Raw genomic sequence first — 22023 nt, forward strand, 5'->3', positions numbered from 1 at the left:
CGTTCCGTCGTCGCGCGGAATATCGATTGAACCGCTTAGAGTTGTGTCCCGTGAACAAACCGGACCATAGTCCGGTTTGCTTGCGCAAACTAACGAACGAGGACTCGGAGACAGACCATGACAGCCCACACCACCGCTTCGACCGACCTCGACCAGCGCACCGGCGGTATCGCCGCCGCCGATATCGGCCTGCTGGTCCTGCGGATATTTTTCGGCGGCCTGCTGTTCGTACACGGGACCCAGAAATTATTCGGCTGGTTCGACGGAATGGGTTGGGACGCCACCACATCCGGCTTCGACCAGATGGGGTACAACCCCGGCAAGTTCTTCGGGACCCTGGCCGGCCTGAGTGAAATGGTGGGCGGCGGCCTGCTGGTGCTGGGCCTGCTGACACCGCTCGCCGCCGCCATCGCGCTCGGCACCATGATCAACGCGATCAACGCGACCTGGCACAGCGGTCTGTTCGGTGGCGCCGAGGGGCCGGGCTACGAGATGGGTCTGTTGTTCGCGGTGGCCGCGGCCGCGCTGGCGTTCACCGGACCGGGCCGTTACTCGCTCGACTACGGCCGCCCGTGGCAGCGGCAGGGTGTCGTCTGGGGAACCGGCGCGGTGGTTCTGGCCGTCGTCGCCGGCGTCGTCACCCTGATTCTCAAATGGGCGCTCTGACCTCTGCCGCGGCGGAAGAGTGGGGCCCCCGCACCGTGTGCAGGGCTTGGCGCGGGGGCAACAGGCACATCCGATGTGGGAATTGGGGGTTCATCGGAGTACCGATGCCCAATTTAGTTCCGCATAGAAGCTTGGCCAAGGGCTGAGAGTCAATTCACACCGGCGTGAGGTTTAGCCGCCGGTCGGTGTCGGCGCGGTCGCGGTCAGGCGTTGCAGCGCCTTGGCCACCACCTCCGGGTCGAAGGTCTCCCAGTACGGCGGCAGCGAGGCGCGCAGGTAGGCGCCGTAGCGCGCGGTCACCAGGCGCGAATCCAGCACCGCGACCACGCCGCGGTCGTCGGTGCTGCGCAGCAATCGGCCGGTGCCCTGGGCCAGGAGCAGCGCGGCGTGATTGGCCGCGATCGCCATGAAGCCGTTGCCGCCGCGCGATTCCACCGCGCGCTGCCGGGCCACCAGCAGCGGATCGTCCGGGCGGGGGAACGGGATGCGGTCCAGGATGACCAGGCTCAGCGACGGGCCGGGCACATCGACGCCCTGCCACAGCGACAGCGTGCCGAACAGCGAGGTCTCCGCGTCCTCGGCGAAGCGGCGGACCAGGGCGCCGGTGGCATCGTCGCCCTGGCACAGCAGCGGCGTGTCCAGTCGCTGACGCAGCACCTCGGTGGCGGCCTTGGCCGCGCGCATCGAGGAGAACAGCCCGAGGGTGCGGCCACCGGCGGCGCGGATCAGCCGCTCGATCTCGTCCAGGGCGGCCGGGGCCATGCCGTCGCGGCCCGGCGGCGGCAAATGCTTGGCGACGTAGAGGATTCCGGATTTGGCATGGTCGAACGGGGAGCCGACGTCCAGCGAATTCCACCGCACCGCGGCGTTGTCCGAGGGGGCCTCGGCGCCGTTGGCCAGGGCCGCGTCGACCCGGTTCGCCGATTGCGGCGGCAGGCCCCAGGTGACGGCCAGCCCGTCGAACGAGCCGCCCACCTGCAGTGTCGCCGAGGTCAGGACGACGGTGGCGGTGCCGAACAGGCGGCTGCGCAACAACCCGCCGACCGAGAGCGGGGCCATGTGCAGGCTGCGCCGCGCGACGCCGCGCACCTCGTCGGCGGACAGCCAGAGCACGTCGCGGCGCACCGCCGGGTCGGGCTCCTCGAACGCCGTCAGCGCCCGCACCGCCGTGTCGTGCACCTCCTCGACCGCGGCCACCGCCTGATTGCGGGCCGCGGCGGACTCCGGATCACCTTGCGGGACGGACACACCCGGCGGCGCCAGCGCGGTGCGGAGATTCCAGGCGGCATCGCGGACCAGCGCGAGCACGGGGGAGACGCCGTCGGGCAGGGCGTCCCAGCGGCCCGGCGGCAGATCCTCGAGCAGGTCGTGCCAGGCGTCGGCGGCGCCCTCGAGCCGGTCGACCTCTTGTTCGTCGGCGAGTTTGGCGCAGCGTTTGGCGGCGGCGGTGATGGCGGCGGTGGACAGCTCGGCGGTCGCCACGCCGGTGACGCGGTCCACCAGTTCGTGGGCCTCGTCGATGACGACCACATCGTGTTCCGGGAGCACCTGGATGCCGCTGATGGCATCGATGGCCAGCAGCGCATGGTTGGTGACGACCACATCGGCCTGGCCGGATTCGCTGCGGGCACGTTCGGCGAAGCAGTCGGTGCCGAACGGGCAGCGCGATTTGCCCAGGCATTCTCGCGAGGACACGCTGACCTGCCGCCACGCCCGGTCGGTGACGCCCGGCGCGACCTCGTCGCGGTCGCCGGTCTCGGTGTCGGAGGCCCAGTCGTTGAGCCGCTGCACCTCGCGGCCGAGGCGGGACACCGCGAACGCGTCGAACAGTTCGGCGTCGGCCGGTTCGTCCGGGACGGCGCTGTTGATCTTGTTCAGGCACAGATAGTTGTTGCGGCCCTTGAGGATCGCGAACCGCGCCCGGCGGCCGAGCGGCTGCTCCAGCGCCTCGGCCAGGCGCGGCAGGTCGCGGTCCACCAGCTGGCGTTGCAGGGCGATGGTGGCCGTGGAGACCACCACCGTGCGGCCGGTCTGCACGGCGTGCCGCAGGCTCGGTATCAGGTAGGCCAGCGACTTGCCGGTACCGGTACCGGCCTGCACGGCCAAGTGCTCCTTGGTGTCGATGGAGTGCGCGACCGCGGCCGCCATGGTCTGCTGACCCTTGCGCGCCGCGCCGCCGAGCGCGTCGACAGCGGTCGCCAGCAGGGTGGGGACGGGCGGGAGTTCGGGCACTCAGGCAGATTACTGCGCCGGTCCGACAGTCACGCGCGGACTCTCGCGGAATGCGGGGCGGGTGGGGCGAACCGTCCGGGTTGTACGGTATCGGCAACGGGCGGGCGTCGGCGCTCGCCGGGGCCGGTCGCCGGGGAAGGGAGTATCCGATGCATCCGTCGCGGGCGGACTGGATTGCCGGGGGCGACCATGTCGAGGTGGCCGGGCATCGGATCTTTCACCGCCAGGACGGTCCGGTCGACGGTCGCCCGGTCACGCTGCTGCACGGGTATCCGACCTCCTCGCACGACTGGGCGCCGGTACTGCCCGCATTGGTCGAATCCGGTTGCCGGGTAACGACTCTGGACTTTCTCGGTTTCGGCGCCAGCGCCAAGCCGCGGCGGCACGACTACCGTCTCACCGAACAGGCCACCCTGGTCGAGGAGCTGTGGCGGTATCTCGACATCCGCGAAACCGCCTTGGTCGCACACGATTACGGCGTCAGCGTCGCGCAGGAACTACTGACCCGAGATCCGGACCGCGTCACCCGGATGGCGTGGCTGAACGGCGGCCTCTACCCCGACCTGTACCGGCCGCTGCCGGTGCAGCGCCTGCTCTACACCAGGCTCGGAAAAGTCCTGGGGCCCTTGATGACCGAGTCCACGTACCGCATGTCCCTGCGCCGCATCCTCGGTCGCCCCCTCGCCGACTCGGACCTCCACCAGATGTGGCTCGCCACGTCGAGCGACGGCGGCAAACGCATCCAATGGCGCCTCAACCGCTACCACGACGAGCGCCGCGCCAACGCCACCCGCTGGCAACACGCCCTCGAATCCTGTTCCGCCCCAACCCTGTTCCTCTGGGGCCCTGCCGACCCGATCAGCGGCGCCCACCTCCTCCCACGCCTCCGCCAACGCCTCCCCCGAGCCACCTTCACAGTCCTCGACGACACCGGCCACTACCCCCAACTCGAAAACCCCGACGCCACCGCCACAGCCCTGACAGAGTTCCTGGCGCCGGGTTCGCCGTAGCAATCTGTCGATCCGGTCCCTGTACACGGCTGGTGTAGCGCCCGGTGGGTGAGACTTCTTCGGATTGGAGTTGGAACGGAACGATCTATTCTGATACTCTGGTCGTAGAGTAGAACGAAGCATTCCGTTCTGGTGAGTGAGGAGAAGAGTATGAGTGAGATTCGTTCCTTCCGGATCGAGATTCCGCAGGCCGAGCTGGATGACCTGAGCTATCGGCTGGCGCATGCGCGGTTCGCGAACGAACTGCCGGCGGAGCGGGTGGCGGGGAAGGTCGATGTGGGCATTCCGGTGCCGGCGGGGTGGGAGTACGGGGTGCCGGGGGAGTTCGTGCGCACGCTGGTTCAGCGGTGGCGCGACGAATTCGATTGGCGGGCAGTGGAAGAGAAGCTGAACGCGTACCCGCACTTCGTCACCGAGATCGACGGGCAGAGCGTTCACTTCCTGCACATCCGCTCGGCGAATCCGGCGGCGACGCCGCTGATGCTGACGCACGGCTGGCCGAGTTCGTTCGTGGAGTTCCTGGGCTTGGTGGAACTGCTCACCGACGAGTTCCACCTGGTGATCCCGTCGTACCCGGGCTTCACCTGCTCCGGTCCGACCGCCGACATCGGATGGGCGCGTGAGCGGATGGCCGCCGCCTACGTCGAACTGATGCGGCGGCTGGGATATGAGCGCTACGGCGTGCACGGCAACGACGGCGGCGCGATCGTCTCCCCGGAAATCGGCCGCCTGGCCCCGGACAACGTGATCGGCGTGCACGTCAACCAGATCTTCTCCTTCCCGCAGGGCGAGCCGGGCGAACTGGACGGACTCAGCGAGCAGGAACTGATGGGTGTGCGGTTCGGGCAGAAGTTCCTGGAACACTCCATCCACGACTTCGCGCAGCGGGCACAGCCGCAGACGCTGGCGCACGGGCTCTCGGATTCCCCGGTCGGCCAGCTGGCCTGGAGCGGTCAGCTGCTGGGCACGCTGGATCCCGACGACATCCTCACCAATGTCGCGCTCTACTGGTTCACCAACACCTCGGCGTCCTCGGCGCGGTTCTACTTCGAGGACGGGCACGGCGCGCACGCCACCGAACCGACCACGGTCCCGCTCGGCCTCGCCTCGTTCGGATACGACTTCCGGGCGCCCCGCAAGTTCGCCGAACGCGACCACGCCAATATCGTCCAGTGGAACGAGTACAGCGAGGGCGGCCACTGGGCCGCCTACGAGGTGCCCGAAATCCTGGCCGCCGACATTCGCGGATTCTTCGCGAAGCTGACGTAGACCGTCAGTGCTCCAGCTCGCCCGCGAGTTCCACGCCGGCCCCGCGCATCCGGTCGAGCGCCTGCTCGGCCGTGCCGGGGGCGACGGCGGCGGTGAGACCCAGCAGCACCCGGGTCTCGAAGCCCGCGGCGCGGGCGTCCAGGGCGGTGGCGCGCACGCAGTGATCGGTGGCGATGCCGCAGACGTCCACGGTATCGATGTCGTTGGCGCGCAACCAGTCCGCGAGGGGAGTGCCGTCCGCGGCGGCGCCCTCGAAACCCGAATAGGCCGCGCTGTATTCGCCTTTGGAGAAGATTTCCTCGATCGGGGCGAGATTCAGGTTCGGATGGAACTCGGCGCCGGGCGTCCCGACGCGGCAGTGCGGGGGCCAGGTGGCGACATAGTCCGGATTGTCGGAGAAGTGCGCGCCCGGATCGATGTGGTGGTCGCGGGTCGCCACGACGGCGGCGTAGTCGGAGACGTCCAGGTAGTCGCTGATCCGCCGGGCCACCGCGGCGCCGCCCGCGACCGCCAGCGAACCGCCCTCGCAGAAATCGTTCTGCACGTCGACGACGATGAGTGCTCTGGTCATATTTCGCACCTCTGGCTCGGTGCTCTCATTGTAGGAAGGTGGTCGGGATCGCGGGTTCCCCGGCCGACAGTTTCAAACCCTCCCAGGGCAGGCTGACCCGGCCCTGCGCGACCAGCTCCCGCCCCTCCCGCAGGCCGGGCCGATCGTCGGCGATCGCACCCGCGCGGACCAGCGGAACCAGCAGCTCGCGCGCCTCGAAGCCGCCGGGATCCGGGCGTGGCCCGGCGGCCGGATACACGATCTCCTCCACGATCGTCCCGGTCTCGCGCGACAACCGCATCGCCAGTTTGGTGCCGCCGCGCGACTCCTTGTGACTGCTGCGCTTGGCGACCGGCACGCCCTCCACCTCGACCAGCTTGTAGACCATTCCGGCGGTCGGCGCGCCGGACCCGGTGACCAGAGAGGTGCCGACGCCGTACGCGTCCACCGGCTCGGCGCGCAGCCCGGCGATCGAGTACTCGTCCAGATCGCCCGACACCACGATCCGGGTCCGGGTCGCCCCGAGCGCGTCGAGCTGGTCGCGCACCTGCCGGGCCAGCACGCCGAGATCGCCCGAATCGATCCGCACCCCACCGAGTCCGGGTCCGGCCACCTTGATCGCGGTGGCCACCCCCTGCGTGATGTCGAAGGTGTCGACCAGCAGTGTGGTGCCGATGCCGAGCGCGTCGAGCTGGCTGCGGAACGCCGCCGCCTCGTGCTGGCCGTCCGGCCCGCTGTGCAGCAGGGTGAACGCGTGCGCGCTGGTGCCCGCTCCGGGAACGCCGTAGCGGCGCACCGCTTCCAGATTCGAGGTGGCGTCGAAACCGGCCAGATAGGCGGCGCGGGCGCAGGCCGGCGCGGCCAGTTCGTGGGTGCGCCGGGAGCCCATCTCGATCATCCGGCGGCCGTCCGCGACGCTGACCATGCGGGCGGCCGCGGACGCGATCGCGCTGTCGTGGTTGAGGATCGACAGGATCAGCGTCTCCAGGACGACGCATTCGGCGAACTCGCCCCGCACCGAGAGAATCGGCGAGCCCGGGAAGTACAGGTCGCCCTCGCGGTAGCCGTCGATATCGCCCGAGAACCGGTAGTCGCGCAGCCACTCCAGCGTGCGGTCGTCCAGGAAACCGGCGGCGACGTCGAGTTCGGCGGGGCCGAAACGGAATTCGGCCAGGGCCTCGAGCAACCGGCCGGTGCCCGCGACCACGCCGTAGCGCCGGCCGTGTGGCAATCTTCTGGCGAACACTTCGAAGGTGCACTGCCGCCGGGCCGAGTCGTCGGCCAGCGCGGCCGCCAGCATGGTCAGTTCGTACTGGTCGGTCAGCAGCGCGGTGCTGGGTGCCGAGGCGGTGTCCACGTCGCCACTGTAGCCAGGCGGCTCGCCCGCGCGGCGCCCCGGATGTGGCTGGGGACAGGGCCGAATCGGCTACCGGCGGGTGTTGTTTATCCGGGGTCGAGTCGTACCCTGAGGGTTATGGGTCTGTGCATGAACCACGCTGTCCGGGTCGCTGCCGGTCCGGTCGGCGCGAACGTGACCGCGGTGCACACGCCGGGCCCCGGGAGCATCGCCACCGTGCGGCTGTCGGCGCCGCAGGCGACTCCGGAAACCGTCGAGGCCACCGAGATCCTGGAGGCCGAGGACCGGCCGTGGGTCACGGTGGTCTGGGACGATCCGGTGAACCTGATGCACTACGTCACCTACATATTTCAGAAGCTGTTCGGCTACAGCAAAGCCAAGGCAACCGAGTTGATGCTCAAGGTGCACAACGAGGGTAAGGCGGTGGTTTCGTCCGGTTCACGCGACAAGATGGAACACGACGTGCAGCGACTACACGCGGCCGGACTGTGGGCCACCATGCAGCGTGACGACTGACCGGGACGACTACCGTAGCCCCGTGCGCAAGTGGAGCAGGAAGAACTCGCTGAGCGGGCTCAAGCTGCGGTCGGAGATGGAAGCGCGGGAGGCCGAGGTGCTGCGCTCGCTGGTGGGCGCGGTGACCGGCCTGCTGAGCGACCGGGCGCAGTCCGCGCCCGAGGACGATCTCGCCGAGCTGACCGGGCTACGCAGCGGCAACACGAGTCCCCCGGACGATCCGCGGCTGGCGCGACTGCTGCCGGACTTCCACCGGCCCGAGCCCGGCTCGCCCGACGCCGACCGCGCCGATCTCAACAGCGCCCTGCGCGGCCTGCACGAACCCGACATCATCGAGGCCAAGGTGGCGGCGGGCAGCGTGGTGCTCGAGACGCTGCCCGCGACGGGCGGCAAGGTCGTGCTCACCCCCGAGCAGGCCGATGCCTGGCTGAGTGCCCTCAACGATGTCCGGCTGGCGCTGGGCACCGCCCTCGGCATCGAGAACGACACCCCGGAGCAACTCGCTCCCGACGACCCGCGGGCCCCGCATCTGGACGTCTATCACTGGCTCACCTGGATGCAGGATTCCCTCTTGCAAGCCCTCGCGCCGTGACCAGAATTCGAATCTCACTGCGGATAACTATTGACAGCAACGTCGACTAGCACATTTCCCGATCCGGCGCGGGAAATTCGGGGGCTGCGGCCGTCGGTCGGGGAATAGGTGCATATTCTGGGCCGTTGACGACAGCGTTTCGACCTCGTGGCGCGTGCGTCGGGTGTGAGCGGAAGGATTTCGACTGTGCTGGTGATCAGGGCCGACCTCGTCGACGCGATGGTGGGGCACGCTCGCGCCGACCACCCGGACGAGGCCTGCGGCATCATCGCCGGGCCCGAGGGATCCGACCGCCCCGAGCGATTCGTGGCAATGCTGAACGCCGAACGATCGCCCACGTTCTACCGGTTCGACTCCGGCGAGCAACTGCGGGTCTGGCGCGAGATGGACGATCGCGACGAGGAACCGGTGGTCGTCTACCACTCGCACACCGCGACCGAGGCCTATCCCAGCCGCACCGACATCTCCTACGCCGCCGAGCCGAACGCCCACTACGTACTGGTCTCCACCCGCGACCCGGAAGTGCACGAACTGCGCAGCTACCGGATCGTGGACGGGGTGGTGACCGAGGAACCGGTGCGGATCGTGCCCGAGTACTCGACCGTCTGAGCCCGTCCGCACCAGGAACACCGTCCCGACAGGAAGCAAGGAGTACCTCATGCCGGTAACCGTGTCCATCCCGACCATCATGCGCACCCACACCGGTGGCGAGAAGCGCGTGCAGGCCACCGGCGCCACCCTCGCCGCGGTGATCGACGACCTGGAGAACAACTACTCCGGGCTGAAGGAGCGGTTGCTGTCGGACGGCAAGCTGAACCGCTACGTCAACATCTACGTCGACGACGAGGACGTGCGGTTCGCCGGCGGTCTCGCGGCCGAGGTGCCCGAGGGCGGCACCGTGACGATCCTGCCCGCCGTCGCCGGCGGCTGATTTCCCGTGGCGCGCTACGAATCCCTGATCGACACCCTCGGCAATACGCCGCTGGTGGGCTTGCGCCGGTTGTCGCCGAAATGGGACGGCGACGACCACGTGCGGCTGTGGGCCAAACTCGAGGACCACAATCCGACCGGGTCCATCAAGGACCGCCCGGCGCTGCGGATGATCGAGCGCGCCGAGGCCGACGGGACGCTGCGGCCAGGCTGCACGATTCTGGAGCCGACCAGTGGCAACACCGGTATCTCGCTGGCCATGGCGGCCAAGCTGAAGGGTTACCGCCTGGTCTGCGTGATGCCGGAGAACACCTCGGTGGAGCGGCGTCAGCTGCTGACCATGTTCGGCGCCGAGATCATCGACTCGCCCGCGGCCGGCGGCTCCAATCAGGCAGTGGCGCAAGCGAAGCGGATCGCGGCGGAGAATCCCGACTGGGTGATGCTGTACCAGTACGGCAATCCCGCGAACGCGCTGGCGCACTACGAGGGGACCGGCCCCGAGATCCTGGCCGACCTGCCGGAGATCACGCACTTCGTCGCGGGGCTGGGCACCACCGGAACGCTGATGGGCACCGGGCGCTTCCTGCGTGAGAAGGTGCCGTCCATCAATATCGTCGCCGCCGAGCCGCGCTACGGCGAACTCGTCTACGGGCTGCGCAACCTCGACGAGGGATTCGTGCCCGAGCTGTACGACGAATCCGTGCTGACCTCGAGATTCTCCGTCGGCCCCTACGACGCCGTGCGGCGCACCCGGGAACTGGTCGGCGAGGAGGGCATTTTCGCGGGTATCTCCACGGGCGCGATCCTGCACGCCGCGCTCGGCGTGGGCGCCAAGGCGCTGAAGGCGGGGAAGCGGGCCGACATCGCGTTCGTGGTCGCCGACGGCGGCTGGAAATACCTGTCGACCGGGGCATATGAGGGCACGCTCGAAGAGGCCGAGGACAAATTGGACGGGCAGCTCTGGGCCTGAGCCGAGTCGGCAGGCCCGTCTCGGCACGAGGACGCGGCGGGTCCGGCGGGTTCATCGGTACGCTCGGGGGTGCGGAGTCCGGTCGCGTGTGGGCCGCTACCGGCCCGAGGTCTTCGCGAGGAGGTGATGGCCGGTGACCGCAGGAATGGGCTCGTCGTTCGATCCCGATCGGATCGCGGCCTGGCGCGGGCAACAGGGGAAATCGCCGCTCGCGCAGCGGGGAACCTCGTCGGCGGCGCTGAAGTTGTTGTGGCAGCGCGCTATCGCGATCACGCTCGGTTTCGTCGTGCTGCTCTACGGCATCGAGGGCGTCGACACCGCCACCGGTGACCGGCTCGAGCAGGAGGGCGTGCACCCGCGCAGCACCGACGGGCTGACCGGAATCCTGTTCGCGCCGCTGCTGCACGGCGATTGGGCGCACCTGATCGGCAACACCCTGCCGGTGCTCGTGCTCGGCCTGCTGACACTGCTCACCGGGATCGGCCGCGGTCTGGCGGCCACCGCCATCGTCTGGTTGATCGGCGGTTTCGGGACCTGGCTGATCGCGGATCCGAACTCGATACACGTCGGCGCGTCGGTGCTGGTCTTCGGGTGGCTCACCTATCTGATCTCCCGCGGGTTCTTCGCGCGTAACCTCTGGCAGATACTGATCGGCCTGGTCGTGGGATTGCTGTACGGGTCGATTCTGTGGGGAGTACTGCCCGGGCAGCCCGGAATCTCTTGGCAAGGGCATCTTTTCGGGGCGGTGGGTGGACTGGTTGCCGGCTGGGTACTCTCTGGGGATGAACGTCGTCGTCGCCGCGGGGGTAGTGTCGGCCGCCCCGCGTCGCCGGGATGATCGCGGAGCCCGGCCGGTGTTTGGGGGATCCCCTCTTGAGTGAGAATTCAGCGTGGCAGCATGGGGGAATGCGCCTCACCGTCCTCGGGTGTTCGGGCAGTGTGTCCGGCCCGGATTCCCCCGCGTCGGGTTATCTGCTCACCGGTCCGGACATGACACCGACGGTGATCGATTTCGGTCCCGGCATCCTGGGCGCGCTGCAGCGCCATCTGGATCCCGGTGAGGTGAACATCTTCCTCACCCATCTGCACGCCGACCACTGCCTGGATCTGCCGGGCCTGCTGGTCTGGCGGCGTTATCATCCGAATCCGCCGAGTGGTCGCGCGGTCGTGTACGGGCCGTCGGATTCCGCGCTGCGCATCGGCAACGCCTCGGCCGAGGTCGGCGGCGAATGCGACGACTGGTCCGATGTCATCGATATGCGGCCGTGGTCGGAGGGCGAGCAGATCCCCTTCGGCCAGGGGCATACCGTGCTCGCCCGGCGCATGTTCCACCCGCCGGAGTCCTATGGCCTGCGGCTCACCACCGCGTCCGGCCGGGTCCTGGTCTACACCGGCGACACCGCGCTGTGCCCGGCCGTCTTCGAACTCGCGCAGGGCGCCGACGTCCTGCTGTCCGAGGCGTCGTGGACGCACGACCCGGCCAATCGCCCGCCGGGTATTCACCTCTCGGGCGCCGAGGCCGGGGAGATCGCCACCCGCGCCGGCGTCGGCGAACTGCTGCTGACCCACATCCCGCCGTGGACCTCGCGCGAGGACGTGATCGCGGAGGCGAAGGAACAGTTCAGCGGGCCCGTGCACGCCGTGTCGCCGGGCGAGGTCTTCGAGATTTAACCGGCCCACTAGGCTGCTCCTCGTGTCGAGACGAGCCGATGGCAGGGCGGACGACGAACTCCGCGAGGTCCGGATCACCCGTGGGTTCACCACGCATCCAGCGGGATCGGTGCTGGTGGAGTTCGGGCAGACGCGGGTGATGTGCACCGCGAGCGTCACCGAGGGCGTGCCGCCGTGGCGGCGTGACTCCGGATTGGGCTGGCTCACAGCCGAATACGCGATGTTGCCCGCGGCCACCCACACCCGCAGCGGACGAGAGTCGGTGAAGGGCAAGGTCGGTGGGCGCACGCAGGAGATCAGCCGGTTGGTCGGGCGGTCGCTGCGCGCCTGCATCGACCTGGCCGCGATCGGCGAGAACACCATCGCCCTCGACTGCGACGTGCTGCAGGCCGACGGCGGTACCCGCACGGCCGCCATCACCGGCGCGTACGTGGCGCTGGCCGACGCCGTCACCTACTTGGGCGCGGCCGGGCAACTGGCCGACCCGCAACCGATCTCGTGCATGATCGCCGCGGTCAGCGTGGGCGTGGTCGACGGCCGGGTGCGGCTGGACCTGCCGTACGAGGAGGACTCGCGCGCCGAGGTCGACATGAACGTGGTGGCCACCGATACCGGAACGCTGGTGGAGATCCAAGGCACTGGTGAGGGCGCTACTTTCCCCCGCTCCACGCTGGACAAACTGCTCGATTCCGCGCTGGCCGGTTGCGAGCAGTTGTTCGCAGTGCAGAAGGAGGCGCTGGCGCTGCCGTATCCCGGTGTGCTGCCGGAGCCGGAGAAGCGGAAATGACCGAGCGGCGGCGCGTGCTGGTCGCCAGCCGCAATGCCAAGAAGCTCGACGAATTGCGGCGCATCCTCGCCGAAGCCGGTATCGAGGGCCTGGAGATCGTGGGCCTGAACGAGGTGCCGCCCTACCCGGAGGCCCCCGAGACGGGCGCGACCTTCGAGGAGAACGCACTGGCCAAGGCGCGCGACGGCGCCGCGGCCACCGGGTTGGCCTGTGTCGCGGACGATTCCGGTCTCGCGGTGGACGCGCTCAACGGCATGCCCGGGGTGCTGTCGGCGCGCTGGTCGGGGGGCCACGGCGACGACGCCGCCAACAACAACCTGCTCCTGGCGCAGTTGTCCGACGTTCCCGACGAGCGCCGCGGGGCGCGGTTCGTCTCCGCGTGTGCCCTGGTCGCCGAGGGCCGCGAGGTCGTCACGGTCGGCGAATGGCCCGGGGTGATCCGCCGAGAGCCCCTGGGCGACAACGGTTTCGGCTACGACCCCCTGTTCGTCCCGGAAGCCGAGACTCGCACCTCGGCCCAGCTCACCGCCGCCGAAAAGGATGCCGCATCCCACCGCGGCCGCGCCCTGCGCGCCTTGCTCCCCGCCCTCGCCGAACTCGCCGGGCCCTGACGGGCAATACAAAGGCCGTAGGCGGCTCGGGCCTGAATGCTCAGAGGTTGTAGCAGGCTCGGGCCTGAACGCTCAGAGGTTGTGGGCGGCTCGGACCTGGCGGGTGCGGTAGTGCTCGCATACGAAGGACAGGAACGGGATGGTGCCGGCGAGGGCGGTGACGACCGTGGTGCCGGGCTTCCAGCGGGTCTTGATCGCCAGATCAATGGTGAACACCAGGTACAGCATGTAGAAGATGCCGTGGATCTGGCCGACGTAGAACAACCAGTGCGGCGCCGTGCTGCTGTCCTCGAGCAGCAGGTACTTGTAGACCATCTCGGCGCAGAGAAGCAGCAGCCACACACCGGTGATGTAGGCCAGCACCCGGTAGCGGGTGAGCGCCGAACGGATCCGCGCCGTGCTCGCAGCAGCGGCGCGCGGCTGCGCCGTCGTGCCGGTGGCGGGATTGTCGGCGGACGTCGCAGCGGCCGCGGTCGTCACTGCTGACGTGTCGGTGGCGCCCGGAGTGGCGTCGGCGGGCTCGGTGTCCGGGGTGGTGTCGGTGGAGTTCTCGGCGGCGCTCAACCGGCGCTCCTCTCGAATGAGGCGATGGATGAAGGGTGAGGAGACGGCGTGGACCTCGCGCCGGGTGAGCCGCTGTCGAGCTGCTGCCGCATGTCCTGAGCGTTCAGCTCCGCCAGATAGCGGTTGTATTCGGCGAGGACCGGGTCGTCGTCGCGGCGCGCGGTCGGCCGTGCGGGCAGGATGCCGGGCGGAATCTCGCGTGGCGGTAGGGGTTTCACGCTCTTGTCGGTCGGCGTGGCAATGCTCTCCTCGCCCGCCTCCTCCGCCGCGGTCTCCCGCTCCAGGCGCACGAACCGGAAGTAGGCGAACACCACGAACCCCGCGAACAGCGGCCATTGCAGGGCGTAACCGAGGTTCTGCGCCGTGCCGGTCGACGATTCGAACCGGCCCCACTGCCACCAGCCGAGCGCCAGGCAGACCAGCGCGGCGACGATCACCAGGATGATCAGAGCCGGGCGGCGGTGTGGAGCGGACACGCCTACCACGGTACTCGTCTACTACGCGGTACGTAGTGGCAGGCCCTCCCGAGTCCGAGGCCGTCAGAACTTGTAGGTGACGCCCGTCAGCCGCTCGGATTCCTCCCACAGTCGCCGCCACAACTCGCGGTCCTGCGACAGCTTGTTCGACGGCGAGGGCTTGACCGGGCCGCGTGCGCCGAACATCCAGGTCGGACCCCAATAGGTGTTCGGATCGGCGTCGGGCGTGGTGGCGGCGAACAGGCTCGACTCGGCGGCCTTGGCGGGGGAGTGCCCGACCGTCGCGATGAACGGCTTGGCGACCTTGTCGATCGGCGTCTCGGTCCGGGTGAAGAGGTCGGTCGCCGAGACACCCGGGTGCACCGCGTAGGACTTCTTCGCCGAGCCGGACTCGGCCAGCCGCCGCTGCAGCTCGCGGGCGAACATCAGATTCGACAGCTTGGCCTGCGCGTAGGCGAGGTTGCGCTGGTACTTGCGCTGCTCGTAGTTCAGGTCGTCGACCCAGAGCTTCGGGGTCTGCTTGTGCGCGATGCTGGACAGCGACACCACCCGGTCCCCGATGCGGTCCAGCAGCAGGCCGGTCAGCGCGAAGTGGCCGAGATGATTGACGCCCCACTGGGTTTCGAAGCCGTCCTTGGTGCGGGAGAACGGGATGTTCATCAGCCCGGCGTTGTTGATCAGCACATCGAATTCACCCGTCCGGTCGGCGAATTCGCGCACCGAGGCGAGGTCGGCCAGATCCAGCGCGGCCACCCGGACATCGCCCGCGAGGCCGTCGGCGATCTGCTGAGCCTTGGTGGTGTTGCGGCAGGCCATGATCACGGTGCCGCCCTTGGCGGCCAGCACCCGACTGGTGTGCTTGCCGATGCCGCCGTTGGCTCCGGTGATCACGAACGTCCGCCCGGTCAGGTCCGGAATTTCGCTGGGGTTCCACGCCATGTCGAGACCTCACTGCCCTACCGTGTACGAGAAGCGTCGGTGCATTCTCTCACCCCGACCTTACTCCAGAGTAAGTTCCGGGAACAGCATCCGACACGGCTGACGTGCCGATACTTCATGGCTAACATCCCTGACCCGCGTCGAGCTGGCTCGCTGCCGTGTCTGCGGGAAGAATACGGCCTCCCGGCACATACTGAGCTAATGACCGCTGCCGCCGCAGTCGCCGACGCCCCCGAACCCGTGAGCCACGCCCGCGCCAATGTGGTCTTCGGCACCGTCGTGCTGGGCATGCTCATGGCCGCGCTCGATCAGACCATCGTGTCCACCGCGCTGCCGACGATCGTCGCCGACCTCGGCGGCGCCGGGCACATGGCCTGGGTGGTCACCTCGTATCTGCTGGCGGAGGCGGTGGCGACCGCGCTGGCCGGAAAGTTCGGCGACCTGTTCGGCCGCAAGCTGGTGTTCCAGCTCAGCGGGCTGGTCTTCATCATCGGTTCGATGGTGGCCGGGCTGGCGCACGGCATGACGCTGCTGGTGATCGCGCGCGCGATTCAGGGCGTCGGCGCGGGCGGGCTGATGGTGACGTCGATGGCGTTGATCGCCGATGTCATCCCGCTGCGGGAGCGCGGGAAATACCAGGGCGCGCTGGGCGCGGTCTTCGGCGTCACCACCGTGGTCGGCCCGACGCTGGGCGGATTGTTCACCGACCACGCCAGCTGGCGCTGGTGCTTCTATGTGAACGTGCCGCTCGCGATCCTGATGATTGTCGTTGCGGCGCGGGCGATTCCGGCAGTGCGCGCGGCGGTGCGGCCGGTGGTCGACTATGCCGGGATCGCGCTGGTGGCGGTCGGGGTGAGCTGCCTGATTCTGGGGCTGGAATGGGGCGGGCAGGAGTATCCGTGGGGCTCGGCGACGATCATCGGGCTGTTCGCGGCGGCGGTGGCGCTGCTGGCCGGTTTCGTCTTCGTGGAGTTGCGGGCGGCGGAGCCCATGCTGCCGATGCACCTGTTCCGCAGCAACGTGTTCACCGTCTGCTCGATCCTCAGCTTCATCGTCGGCTTCGCGATGCTCGGCGCGATGACCTATCTGCCCGCGTATCTGCAGTATGTGAACGGAGTGTCGGCGACCGCGTCGGGCGTGCGCACGCTGCCGCTGGTGGTGGGGTTGTTCACGACGTCGATCATCTCCGGCCAGGTGGTCGGGAAAACCGGTAAGTACAAGTACTTTCCGGTCGCAGGCACCGCCGTCATGGCGCTGGGGCTGTATCTGATGTCGACCATGGACCGCACCACGGGCGTCTGGCTGGAGTCGCTGTACATGCTGATCCTTGGTCTGGGTATCGGGCTGGCCATGCAGGTGCTCACCATCGTGGTCCAGAACACCGTGCCCTACACCGATCTCGGCACCGCGACCTCGGGCGTGACCTTCTTCCGGACCGTCGGCAGCACCTTCGGCACCGCGATCTTCGGGACCCTCTACAGCGGCCGGATCGGGCCGAACCTGGAGCGGGCGCTCGCGCAGGATCCGGGGGTGCCGCCGGCCGCGGCGGGCAGTCCCCAACTGCTGCACAAACTTCCGGAGGCGCAGCGCATCCCGATCGTCGACGCCTACGCCCAGACCATCGATTACGTGTTCCGCTGGGTGGTTCCGGTGGCGGTGCTCGGATTTCTCGTCGCGTGGTTCCTGCGGCAGGTGCCGCTGCGCGACAGCGCCCGCGCCGAGGCCACCGACGTGGGCGGCGGCTTCGCCGTGCCGGATTCCACGGATCGCGCGGTGCGGCTGGAACATTCGCTGGCCAGCGTGCTGCGCCGGCTGCGCGACGACGAGCTACCCGATCCGCGCATCCTGGCCGCCGCCGACAGCACTCTCTCGCGCGATCAGGCGTGGGCGATCGGGCAGGTGGAGATGCTGAACCGGGTGCGGGGCGGTGCGACGCTGGCGGCGATCGCCCGCGCCCACTGGATGCCGCCCGAGGTGCTGGAACCGGTGTACGACAAGGCCGTTCGCAACGGCTACGTCGAATTCGACGGTGCGCTGCTGGATCTCACCGACGCCGGGCAGGCGGAATTCGATCGGATCTTCGCTGCCTGGCGCCGCTGGTTGTGCGAATACGTCGACGACTGGGATTGCGCCGATCCCGACGACCGGGTCCTGCTGGACCGGGCGCTGGACAACATCGTGGCGAAACTGCTCGACGAGACCGAGCGCCCCGACGTGCTCCCGGCCGCCCACGCGCGCTGACCGCGATCCCGCCCGCCGCTAGAAGCGGGCGGGATACGCGAATCATGCTCAGGCGCGGGCGAGTTCGTCCCCGACATCGACCGGCGCGTCCCAGTCGATGGCGTAGCTCTGCTCCCGGATCATGGTCTTCTCCAGCTTCATCAGCTTGCCCGCCAGCGGCATCAGCACCGGCATCATCCGGCGCATGACCGGGCCGACGGTCTTGCTGTGGCTGATCTTCGCGCCCCGGGCCGCGATGCGCTCCACCCGGGGCCGCCGGATCCGCTCGTAGGTGGCGAAAGCCGTTGCGGGATCGTCGCAGTCGCGCAGGCAGCGCGCCAGCTGGATGCCGCTCTCGATGGCCAGGGACGCGCCCTGCCCGGTGCTGTTCGACGGCGCGTGCACCGAGTCGCCGACCAGCACCATCCGGCCGCGATGCCAGGTCGGCACCGGCGGCATGATGTGCAGGGCGCCGGTCACGGCCAGATCCTCCGGAGCCGTGCTGCGGGCCAGCTCGCCGCCCGGGACGTCGTCGGCGTAGGTCTCGCGCAGGATCCGCAACCACTGTTCGGCAGGCACCTGGCGGGCCTCCGACAGCGAAAGATACTGCTTGTGGGGCAGATTCACGCCCCAGCCGATCCGGCCGTCGGGCAGCGACCAGTACAGGTAGTAGGCGTTCTTGCCGAACGCGAACACCATGGTCTGCGGCGCCAGATCGAACGAACAGCGGGTGTAGGCGCCGAAGCCGAGCATGCCGAGATAGTCGGCGGCCGGGGCCTGCGGGTCGATCAGGGTGCGCACCAGCGACTTGATGCCGTCCGCGCCGACCAGGATGTCGGCGGTGGCGGTGGAGCCGTCGGCGAAGCGGGCGGTCACGCCGTCGGCGTGCTCGTCGACGCCGACCAGCCGCTTGCCGTACTCGAACGCCACGCCCGCCGCGACCGCGGCGTCGTGCAGCACCTCGTGCAGACTGCTGCGGTCGACCACCTGCAACGGCTCCACGCCGGGCAGCGCGGGCATGGTGATCTGCTTGCGCCCCAGCGACATCACGGTGTCGGTCATCGGCAGCGCGACCTTGCGCACGGCGTCGCCGGCGCCGATGATGTCGAGCGCGGTCAGCCCGTTGGGTGCGAAACCGAGCGCGCTGCCGATATTGAATGCCGGGCCCGGATACGCCTCGTAGACGCGGGCCTCGATGCCTACTCGCTGCAACGCGGTGGCGGTCACCGGACCGGCGATGCCGCCGCCGATGACCAGTGCGGTCCGAATGGACATAAGTGTTCTCCCTGGTGGGTTCGGTTGCCCGAACCGATCCGCGCAGGGTGCCCCGTTATCCTGTAGTTGCCACACTTGGGCCGGGTTCGCCTGCGCGAATGCGGTTCGAGAGGGTGAAAAGATCGGGCTCGGCGGGGTGTTGCCGCACCTCTCCGGGCCCGGTTCGGTAGGGACGCCTGGTGATCAGGTGTCCGTCGACAGCGTGAAGTCCCCCCTTTCGACCATTTCGACGATCTCGGCGGGTTCGACGCCCTCGGCGTGCATGCGCCGCCACAGGTCCATATCGGGAAAAGCGCCCGCGGTCAGCTCGTCGCGCAGTGCCGCCGCCCAGCGGGCCTCGGCCTCCAGCATCGCGAGCTGGAATTCGGATTCGACGATGAACAAGCGGGGAATGACCGCGCGCTGCGCCGCGATCGACTCGCGCTCACCGGCGATGATGGTCTCCAGCCGACGCAGCCGCTCGCTCAGCAGGGCGATCACGTCATCGGGCGGCAGCAGTCCCAGGATGGACAGGCCGGCGACGAACCGGTGGTGCTCGGGTTCGGGTGTGGCGACCAGTTCGCGGGTCCAGTCGTCGAGTTCGGCGCGGCCCGCCTCGGTGATGCGGTAGATGATGCGCTCGGGCCGGGCGCCGTCGCGCTCGCTGCCGACGACCTCGAGGAAGCCGTGCTTCTCCAGGTTCTGCACCACGGTGTAGAGCGAGCCCCACTTGATGTCCATGTCGCGCTCTTTGCCGCGCTGTTTCAGCGTGGCCGCGATCTCGTAGCGGTGCATCGGCCGCTCGAACAGCACCGCGAGCACCGCCAGCGCGAGCAGGTTTCCCACCTTCCGCTTCTTGGCCATCACACCTCCTTACTCGTGTACGAATATACGTCTACGAGTATTCGCGGGCAAGTATGCGTTTATCCCAGGCCGCGCCCTACCAGTCCTTCGAGGCGGCGGAACGCCGTGTCGGGCGGGGTGGGATGCCGGGGGTCGATCACCGCGCCGATCAACCCGAGCAGTCCCCAGGACAGGAATGCCACGGTGTCGGCGAATTCGGCGTCGGGCAGGTCGAGGCGCTCGCGCAGGTGGTCGTCCAGCATTCCGGCGATCATCTGCTGGGTCGCGCGCAACGGGACGGCGCCGCTCTTGGGGCCGATCAGCGCGCGATAGAGGTCCGGATGTTCGGCCGCGAGCCGCAGCAGGGTGCGCGCCGGAGCCAGCGGCGGCGCGGTGCGCGGCACGGTCTCGGCCACCGCCTGGCGCAGGTAGTCGGTGCTGCTGCCCACCAGCAGGTCGTCCTTGTTCCGGAAGTGGGCGTAGAACGTGGAGCGGCCGACATCGGCGCGATCGAGGATGTCCTGCACCGTGATTCGGGCGTAACCGCGCTCGAGCATGAGGCCGATCAAGGCCTGGTGCAGCGCCCGGCGGGTGCGGCGCACACGCCGGTCGGCGGGCTCGGTCATCGCTGTCTCCCGGTGTTCCCGGACAGAATTCGAGGAATCGTGCCGAACCGGACGGATCCGTGGGTTTCGGTTCTGGTCCGGCCGCCACGCCGTTCCGATGATGAACACATGTCCCGAAACATACAGCTGTTCCCCGTGACCGTTTCCGACGACAACGGGCTGCTGATCACCAGTCCGCGCCGCTACAACGCCTTGACCGCGGTGCTCTTCGGCGGGCGGCACCGTCGCCTGCTGTCCGAGTTGGTCGCCGTCGGCGGCGCGGTACCCGGTGATCGCGTACTCGATATCGGCAGTGGGCCTGGCAAATTGGCTGCCGCGCTGGCCGCGGCGGTCGGCCCGGACGGCAGCGTGCTCGGCATCGATGCGTCCCGGGCAATGGTCGACTACGCCCGGGTGCACGCGGCCGCGGGGAATACCGGCTTCGAAGTCGGTGCGGCGCAGTCACTCCCGGTGCCCGATGCCGAATTCGACGTAGTGACCTGCACTTTCGTCATGCACCACGTCGCGGCCGAGCGGCGGGCGGACGCGCTCGCCGAGATGTACCGGGTGCTGCGACCCGGCGGACGATTGCTGCTCGCCGATGCCCATCCGACCGGTCTGATGCGGGCCGTCGCCGACGTCATGGGCCGGGTGTCGCGCGCACGCAACGGCTCCGAAAAGGCTGCGGCGCAGCGTGACCCGTTTCTCGACGTGGATATCCGCCGCTACGCCGACACCCTCGTCGGTGTGGGATTCCAGACGCCGGAATTCCGCGCGAGCCGGTACGGCGCGGGAATCCTGACCGCGCGGAAGCCGCGGTGAGCGCGGCTGCCCGGCCGTCGCCTCACCGCGCGGCGCGCTCGCGCAGTATTCGCGCGGTCTCCGCGTCCGCGGGCAGGAACGCCTCCAGGTGCAATTCCGACAGGGAGACATCGGTCGCGGTGGCGAACGAGGTGAGGGTGGTGATGAGCCGCAATTCGCCGTCGTCGCCGCGCAGCCGCAGCGGCACCGCGAAACCGAGGTAGCCGGGGCCGGGCGTGACCGGCGGCAGATAGCTCTCCAGCTCGGTGAGCAAGGCCTCGAGTTCCGGGTCGGGACTGGTGCGCAGGCGGCGGTGCAGCGACTCGGTGACGTGCCGGCCCCATTCGGGCAGATTGAGCACCCGCGGTGCGAGGCCGTCCGGGTGCAGGGCCAGGCGCCGCACATTGACCGGCGGCCGCAGCAGTTCGGGCGCGCAGTAGTCGAAGAAGATGTCGAAGGCGGCGTTGGATTCGATCAGCGTGCTGTGCCGGTCCACGATCAGCGCGGGATACGGCATGTGCCCGTCGAGGATGCCGCGCAGCGCCTCCCGCACCGGCTCCAGTCGCGGTGCGCGCCACTCGGTTTCATCGAAGGCGGGGGCGTAGCCGGCCGACATCAGCAGCGCATTGCGTTCGCGCAGTGACAGTTCCAGCGATTCGGCCAGCCGGACCACCATCTCGCGGCCCGGCCGGGACCGTCCCTGTTCGAGGAAGCTCAGGTAGCGCTGGGTGGTGTCGGCGCGCAGCGCCAGGTCCAGCTGACTCCAGCGGCGCAGTCCGCGCCACCGGCGCAACTCCCGGGCGAACGGGCCGGGATCGGCCACGGTGGTTGTCATGGAGCCCATCCTCACCGTCGCGCGGGGGCGGCGCCATTCCCTGCGGGGAATCGCGCGGGGGCGCACAGTGGTCCAGGCATGCGACCGCCCCGGGGTCCGGCGTGCCGGCGCGGGAGCCCGGGGCGGTGCTGGTCGCGAGCGCGGTGACCGGGTGTGCGGCGCATTGGTTGTCCCCTGGCGCCGACGGCGGCCCGGGACGATGAGGGAAGCCCGGAATACCGTGCACGACCGGCCGGTCGCGTCGTGACCCCCGGCGGTCGCCTGAGGGAGCGATCCGCCGAAGCATGTTCTACTATCTACGTACGTAGACAGTAGATGACGGTTT

24 protein-coding genes are annotated in these 22023 nt (G+C 69.1%); 14 read left to right on the forward strand and 10 right to left on the reverse strand.

What is annotated here, in order from left to right:
* Nucleotides 1-117 precede the first annotated feature (117 nt).
* Nucleotides 118-666, forward strand: coding sequence for a DoxX family protein (locus tag ACFMRZ_RS28445; protein WP_400181419.1), 549 nt, complete (start codon nt 118-120; stop codon nt 664-666).
* A gap of 171 nt (nt 667-837) precedes the next feature.
* On the opposite strand, the gene ACFMRZ_RS28450 is transcribed toward ACFMRZ_RS28445, so the two are convergent.
* The gene (locus ACFMRZ_RS28450) at nt 838-2898 is read right to left on the reverse strand and encodes an ATP-dependent DNA helicase (RefSeq protein ID WP_400181420.1); all 2061 of its coding nucleotides are present in this window, start codon (nt 2896-2898) and stop codon (nt 838-840) included.
* A gap of 149 nt (nt 2899-3047) precedes the next feature.
* Between ACFMRZ_RS28450 and ACFMRZ_RS28455 the strand changes: the two genes are divergently transcribed.
* Nucleotides 3048-3908, forward strand: coding sequence for an alpha/beta fold hydrolase (locus ACFMRZ_RS28455; RefSeq protein WP_400181421.1), 861 nt, complete (start codon nt 3048-3050; stop codon nt 3906-3908).
* Nucleotides 3909-4058: 150 nt separating this feature from the next.
* Nucleotides 4059-5177, forward strand: a complete 1119-nt coding sequence (locus ACFMRZ_RS28460; protein ID WP_400181422.1) for an epoxide hydrolase family protein — start codon at nt 4059-4061, stop codon at nt 5175-5177.
* Between the two features lie 4 nt (nt 5178-5181).
* On the opposite strand, the gene ACFMRZ_RS28465 is transcribed toward ACFMRZ_RS28460, so the two are convergent.
* The gene (locus ACFMRZ_RS28465) at nt 5182-5748 is read right to left on the reverse strand and encodes a nicotinamidase (RefSeq protein WP_400181423.1); all 567 of its coding nucleotides are present in this window, start codon (nt 5746-5748) and stop codon (nt 5182-5184) included.
* A gap of 25 nt (nt 5749-5773) precedes the next feature.
* On the reverse strand, nt 5774-7084 hold the full coding sequence (locus ACFMRZ_RS28470) for a nicotinate phosphoribosyltransferase (RefSeq protein ID WP_400181424.1): 1311 nt from the start codon (nt 7082-7084) through the stop codon (nt 5774-5776).
* A 129-nt stretch (nt 7085-7213) separates the two neighbouring features.
* Between ACFMRZ_RS28470 and clpS the strand changes: the two genes are divergently transcribed.
* The 9 genes from clpS (at nt 7214) to rdgB (ending at nt 13161) form a co-directional block, all read left to right on the forward strand.
* A complete protein-coding gene (gene clpS, locus ACFMRZ_RS28475; RefSeq protein WP_280272105.1) occupies nt 7214-7600 on the forward strand; it encodes an ATP-dependent Clp protease adapter ClpS in 387 nt (128 codons plus the stop codon).
* A 22-nt stretch (nt 7601-7622) separates the two neighbouring features.
* The gene (locus ACFMRZ_RS28480) at nt 7623-8192 is read left to right on the forward strand and encodes a DUF2017 domain-containing protein (protein ID WP_280272106.1); all 570 of its coding nucleotides are present in this window, start codon (nt 7623-7625) and stop codon (nt 8190-8192) included.
* Nucleotides 8193-8378: 186 nt separating this feature from the next.
* Complete coding sequence (locus ACFMRZ_RS28485) at nt 8379-8801, forward strand: Mov34/MPN/PAD-1 family protein (protein WP_400181425.1); 423 nt, start codon at nt 8379-8381, stop codon at nt 8799-8801.
* Nucleotides 8802-8850: 49 nt separating this feature from the next.
* On the forward strand, nt 8851-9123 hold the full coding sequence (locus ACFMRZ_RS28490) for a MoaD/ThiS family protein (protein WP_280272108.1): 273 nt from the start codon (nt 8851-8853) through the stop codon (nt 9121-9123).
* Nucleotides 9124-9129: 6 nt separating this feature from the next.
* Nucleotides 9130-10092 (forward strand): PLP-dependent cysteine synthase family protein, encoded by a 963-nt coding sequence (locus ACFMRZ_RS28495; RefSeq protein WP_400181426.1) that lies wholly within the window; start codon nt 9130-9132, stop codon nt 10090-10092.
* 145 nt (nt 10093-10237) lie between these two features.
* Complete coding sequence (locus ACFMRZ_RS28500) at nt 10238-10930, forward strand: rhomboid family intramembrane serine protease (protein ID WP_400182994.1); 693 nt, start codon at nt 10238-10240, stop codon at nt 10928-10930.
* Between the two features lie 68 nt (nt 10931-10998).
* The gene (locus ACFMRZ_RS28505) at nt 10999-11763 is read left to right on the forward strand and encodes a cyclic nucleotide-degrading phosphodiesterase (RefSeq protein ID WP_400181427.1); all 765 of its coding nucleotides are present in this window, start codon (nt 10999-11001) and stop codon (nt 11761-11763) included.
* Between the two features lie 22 nt (nt 11764-11785).
* On the forward strand, nt 11786-12550 hold the full coding sequence (gene rph, locus ACFMRZ_RS28510; RefSeq protein WP_280272112.1) for a ribonuclease PH: 765 nt from the start codon (nt 11786-11788) through the stop codon (nt 12548-12550).
* Entirely contained in the window at nt 12547-13161 is a 615-nt protein-coding gene (gene rdgB, locus ACFMRZ_RS28515; protein WP_400181428.1) for an RdgB/HAM1 family non-canonical purine NTP pyrophosphatase, read from the forward strand. The genes rph and rdgB overlap by 4 nt, the downstream gene beginning before the upstream one ends.
* A 72-nt stretch (nt 13162-13233) precedes the next feature.
* Here rdgB and ACFMRZ_RS28520 read toward each other — a convergent pair whose 3' ends face one another.
* The 3 genes from ACFMRZ_RS28520 to ACFMRZ_RS28530 form a co-directional block, all read right to left on the reverse strand.
* Nucleotides 13234-13551, reverse strand: coding sequence for a DUF3817 domain-containing protein (locus tag ACFMRZ_RS28520; protein WP_400182995.1), 318 nt, complete (start codon nt 13549-13551; stop codon nt 13234-13236).
* A 170-nt stretch (nt 13552-13721) separates the two neighbouring features.
* The gene (locus tag ACFMRZ_RS28525) at nt 13722-14201 is read right to left on the reverse strand and encodes a transcriptional regulator (RefSeq protein ID WP_400181429.1); all 480 of its coding nucleotides are present in this window, start codon (nt 14199-14201) and stop codon (nt 13722-13724) included.
* A 63-nt stretch (nt 14202-14264) separates the two neighbouring features.
* The gene (locus tag ACFMRZ_RS28530; protein WP_400181430.1) at nt 14265-15140 is read right to left on the reverse strand and encodes an oxidoreductase; all 876 of its coding nucleotides are present in this window, start codon (nt 15138-15140) and stop codon (nt 14265-14267) included.
* A gap of 201 nt (nt 15141-15341) precedes the next feature.
* On the opposite strand from ACFMRZ_RS28530, the gene ACFMRZ_RS28535 reads away from it, so the two are divergent.
* Nucleotides 15342-17381: an MDR family MFS transporter gene (locus ACFMRZ_RS28535; RefSeq protein ID WP_400181431.1), complete on the forward strand. Its 2040-nt coding sequence runs from the start codon at nt 15342-15344 to the stop codon at nt 17379-17381.
* 48 nt (nt 17382-17429) lie between these two features.
* Here ACFMRZ_RS28535 and ACFMRZ_RS28540 read toward each other — a convergent pair whose 3' ends face one another.
* The 3 genes from ACFMRZ_RS28540 to ACFMRZ_RS28550 all read right to left on the reverse strand — a co-directional run bounded on the left by ACFMRZ_RS28540 (nt 17430) and on the right by ACFMRZ_RS28550 (nt 20083).
* Entirely contained in the window at nt 17430-18635 is a 1206-nt protein-coding gene (locus ACFMRZ_RS28540) for an FAD-dependent oxidoreductase (protein WP_400181432.1), read from the reverse strand.
* A gap of 183 nt (nt 18636-18818) precedes the next feature.
* On the reverse strand, nt 18819-19478 hold the full coding sequence (locus ACFMRZ_RS28545) for a PadR family transcriptional regulator (RefSeq protein ID WP_400181433.1): 660 nt from the start codon (nt 19476-19478) through the stop codon (nt 18819-18821).
* A 59-nt stretch (nt 19479-19537) separates the two neighbouring features.
* On the reverse strand, nt 19538-20083 hold the full coding sequence (locus ACFMRZ_RS28550) for a TetR/AcrR family transcriptional regulator (RefSeq protein ID WP_400181434.1): 546 nt from the start codon (nt 20081-20083) through the stop codon (nt 19538-19540).
* Between the two features lie 108 nt (nt 20084-20191).
* Here ACFMRZ_RS28550 and ACFMRZ_RS28555 point away from each other — a divergent pair, with 108 nt between their 5' ends.
* Complete coding sequence (locus tag ACFMRZ_RS28555) at nt 20192-20884, forward strand: class I SAM-dependent methyltransferase (RefSeq protein WP_400181435.1); 693 nt, start codon at nt 20192-20194, stop codon at nt 20882-20884.
* A 22-nt stretch (nt 20885-20906) separates the two neighbouring features.
* On the opposite strand, the gene ACFMRZ_RS28560 is transcribed toward ACFMRZ_RS28555, so the two are convergent.
* Entirely contained in the window at nt 20907-21698 is a 792-nt protein-coding gene (locus tag ACFMRZ_RS28560; protein ID WP_400181436.1) for a helix-turn-helix domain-containing protein, read from the reverse strand.
* Between the last annotated feature and the right edge of the window lie 325 nt (nt 21699-22023).

Source organism: Nocardia sp. N2S4-5, assembly GCF_044628355.1.
In the GTDB taxonomy this organism is placed as follows: domain Bacteria; phylum Actinomycetota; class Actinomycetes; order Mycobacteriales; family Mycobacteriaceae; genus Nocardia; species Nocardia wallacei_B.

What these genes read in the sequence shown, in the direction of transcription:
- rdgB (WP_400181428.1), top strand. Translation starts at nt 12,547, where the DNA reads ATGACCGAGCGGCGGCGCGTGCTGGTCGCCAGCCGCAATGCCAAGAAG.
- ACFMRZ_RS28460 (WP_400181422.1), top strand. Translation starts at nt 4,059, where the DNA reads ATGAGTGAGATTCGTTCCTTCCGGATCGAGATTCCGCAGGCCGAGCTG.
- ACFMRZ_RS28490 (WP_280272108.1), top strand. Translation starts at nt 8,851, where the DNA reads ATGCCGGTAACCGTGTCCATCCCGACCATCATGCGCACCCACACCGGT.
- ACFMRZ_RS28540 (WP_400181432.1), bottom strand. Translation starts at nt 18,635, where the DNA reads ATGTCCATTCGGACCGCACTGGTCATCGGCGGCGGCATCGCCGGTCCG.
- ACFMRZ_RS28530 (WP_400181430.1), bottom strand. Translation starts at nt 15,140, where the DNA reads ATGGCGTGGAACCCCAGCGAAATTCCGGACCTGACCGGGCGGACGTTC.
- ACFMRZ_RS28445 (WP_400181419.1), top strand. Translation starts at nt 118, where the DNA reads ATGACAGCCCACACCACCGCTTCGACCGACCTCGACCAGCGCACCGGC.
- ACFMRZ_RS28560 (WP_400181436.1), bottom strand. Translation starts at nt 21,698, where the DNA reads ATGACAACCACCGTGGCCGATCCCGGCCCGTTCGCCCGGGAGTTGCGC.
- ACFMRZ_RS28535 (WP_400181431.1), top strand. Translation starts at nt 15,342, where the DNA reads ATGACCGCTGCCGCCGCAGTCGCCGACGCCCCCGAACCCGTGAGCCAC.
- ACFMRZ_RS28465 (WP_400181423.1), bottom strand. Translation starts at nt 5,748, where the DNA reads ATGACCAGAGCACTCATCGTCGTCGACGTGCAGAACGATTTCTGCGAG.
- clpS (WP_280272105.1), top strand. Translation starts at nt 7,214, where the DNA reads ATGAACCACGCTGTCCGGGTCGCTGCCGGTCCGGTCGGCGCGAACGTG.
- ACFMRZ_RS28555 (WP_400181435.1), top strand. Translation starts at nt 20,192, where the DNA reads ATGTCCCGAAACATACAGCTGTTCCCCGTGACCGTTTCCGACGACAAC.
- ACFMRZ_RS28505 (WP_400181427.1), top strand. Translation starts at nt 10,999, where the DNA reads ATGCGCCTCACCGTCCTCGGGTGTTCGGGCAGTGTGTCCGGCCCGGAT.
- ACFMRZ_RS28550 (WP_400181434.1), bottom strand. Translation starts at nt 20,083, where the DNA reads ATGACCGAGCCCGCCGACCGGCGTGTGCGCCGCACCCGCCGGGCGCTG.
- ACFMRZ_RS28455 (WP_400181421.1), top strand. Translation starts at nt 3,048, where the DNA reads ATGCATCCGTCGCGGGCGGACTGGATTGCCGGGGGCGACCATGTCGAG.
- ACFMRZ_RS28500 (WP_400182994.1), top strand. Translation starts at nt 10,238, where the DNA reads ATGGGCTCGTCGTTCGATCCCGATCGGATCGCGGCCTGGCGCGGGCAA.
- ACFMRZ_RS28545 (WP_400181433.1), bottom strand. Translation starts at nt 19,478, where the DNA reads ATGGCCAAGAAGCGGAAGGTGGGAAACCTGCTCGCGCTGGCGGTGCTC.